The organism is Dehalococcoidia bacterium, from assembly GCA_035528575.1.
In the GTDB taxonomy this organism is placed as follows: domain Bacteria; phylum Chloroflexota; class Dehalococcoidia; order E44-bin15; family E44-bin15; genus DATKYK01.
This window is the reverse complement of record DATKYK010000039.1, coordinates 1-2,104: the sequence shown is the minus strand read 5'-3', so window position 1 is coordinate 2,104 and position 2,104 is coordinate 1. Positions and strand designations below refer to the sequence as shown.

3 protein-coding genes are annotated in these 2,104 nt (G+C 52.6%); all 3 read left to right on the top strand.

What is annotated here, in order from left to right:
- A partial coding sequence (locus VMX96_09680; protein HUU64168.1) for a sulfate adenylyltransferase occupies positions 1–301 on the top strand: 301 nt, incomplete at its 5' end.
- A 1-nt stretch (position 302) separates the two neighbouring features.
- A complete protein-coding gene (locus tag VMX96_09675) occupies positions 303–599 on the top strand; it encodes a hypothetical protein (protein HUU64167.1) in 297 nt (98 codons plus the stop codon).
- 14 nt (positions 600–613) lie between these two features.
- Positions 614–2,104: hypothetical protein (locus VMX96_09670; protein ID HUU64166.1), on the top strand; the 1,491-nt coding region annotated here is incomplete at its 3' end.

The following is a 2,104-nucleotide window of genomic DNA, read 5'->3' as shown; positions in this document are numbered from 1 at the left end:
GGTTCCCGATTTGGGAATAGTCTCGGTGCTTACGCTGGAGTGGTGGTATTGTCCTGTCTGCGGCGAGGTAACCTACTCCGGGCTGTGCGGACATGACAAGGAGAGCCAGGCGTTCAGCGGCACACTCATCAGAAGCATCATCCAGGATGGGGTCAAGCCACCGCGCTTGATATTCAGGCCAGAGGTCTTCGACCTGGTTATGGAGTCGGGCGAGAAATACGGCTTCGGGTCGCCTTTCGTAACAAATGAATATCTGACCAGGAGGAACCCTGTTATCAGTGTTCCCCCGATGGAGGTATAACATGGCAGAGATTTATCCCGTAAACATCTGGATTAACGAAGAACGCCTGAGCAAACTACAGAAGGCCGGACTTGCCGACATGGCAGAGGAGGCATTTGCCGGTTTGAAAAAGCTGGCTGTACCCACTAACGATAAACAGAGAGACGCCATACTGAAGAAATTCCCCATGGCTAAATTTGACTCGGCAACCACCAAGTCTATAGAATTGCTGCCCAGAGAGGTAAAGGACAAGATATTCGACATGGTTGTGGCAAAGAAGACCCTGGATGTTATGGATGCGTTTCTGGCGTCCATTTAGAGAGGGAGGTATAGATGAAAAAGAAAATCCTGTCGTACACAGCCCTGGCTTCCCTGGTAATCAGTGCGGCTTGCATCTTTATAATAACCAAGCTGCGCCCCGGCAAAATAAAGCCCATCGCCAATAGTCCGCTGCGCTTTACGGTGCCGGAGCGCGACAAGCTAATCCGATTCCACCCCAAGGAATTCTCCAAGCCCATACCTCATGTTAAGGTTCCTCAGCATCCCTATATGTCGCCCAACCCCGGCAGCAACATGCATTGCGATGCCTATATCAGCGACACCTACGAAGCTCCCGGCCCCATGGGCGTGGACTCCGAGATTATCTCGAGGACTGAGGGCTTCGGAGGATACGGCACGATTACTTTCGACAGCAAGAGACGTCTGGTCGGTGTCTACGGCAATGGCATGAAATTGAGACTGGAGCTAATAAACCCTGATACTCTGGAGATACTGGCATTATATGACCTGCCCCCCAGGCATTGGAGTTTTTTCTTTAGAGGCGTGAGACCCTGGGAGTATCTCGGCGCAGGTATGTATTTTTACCTCGACAACTTAGACCGCGCCGTGGTGCCCACCACTAAAAACACCGTTAAGGTGGTGCAAATTCCCGACATGGTGAAGAGCAAGAAGTTCGAGATGGTGCACGAATATGACCTTGCCCAGTATATGGTACCTAAAACGGATGACAGCCCGGCGTTCATGTTTCCCGATTGGAACAGGGATTTCTACTGGTTTGCCTCGGTGCAGGGAGTGATAGGCACGGTGAAGATGGACTCGGGTGCAGTGAAAACGATGCGGCTGCAGGGGGAACTGGTAGAAAACTCCTTCGCCGTCGGCGAGGAGGGCGTTTTCATTATCTCCGACCAGGCTATGTATCGCTTCAGTTGCGATAAAGAGGGAGATATCAAGGTAGACTGGCGCACGGGGTACTCCAAAGCTGTTGAGCGAAAGGCTGGACTCATCAGCGTCGGCTCAGGAACATCGGTAACGCTGGCGGGGACTCCAAAAGACGGGATGATTATTATTACAGACAACGCGGAGCCGCGTATAAATCTGCTATTTATCAAGCGTTCCGATGGTGCTATCGTGGGCAGCGTGCCGCTATTTGCGGAAGGTAAGAGCGCCACAGACCTGACAGCCATCGGGTTGGAGCACGCTGATGCCAACGGAAAAGGCACCGGCGTTTTCTCGGCCATCGTGGAGAATAACTGGGGTCCTCATACCTTCCCCTTCTCACGTCCCGTCGAGCCGGGACTAACCCGCGTGGATGCCATCAGGAACAAGGACGGCAGCTATACCTGCAAGGAGATATGGTCGACCAAGGAGAAGAGCGTCGGCGGATTCAGGCTATCCCTGGGCAATGGCTTAGTCTATATCTACGACAGGGTAGTGGGCTGCTGCATATCGAAGTGGTATCTCACTGGCATCGACTTCAGAACCGGCGAGACGGTGTACAAGAAACTTGTAGGAACAGGCATAGGATATAACAACTGGCAGGGTAGT

Excerpts from the sequence above, each read along its gene's own strand:
- VMX96_09675 (HUU64167.1), top strand. The coding sequence starts at position 303 with ATGGCAGAGATTTATCCCGTAAACATCTGGATTAACGAAGAACGCCTG.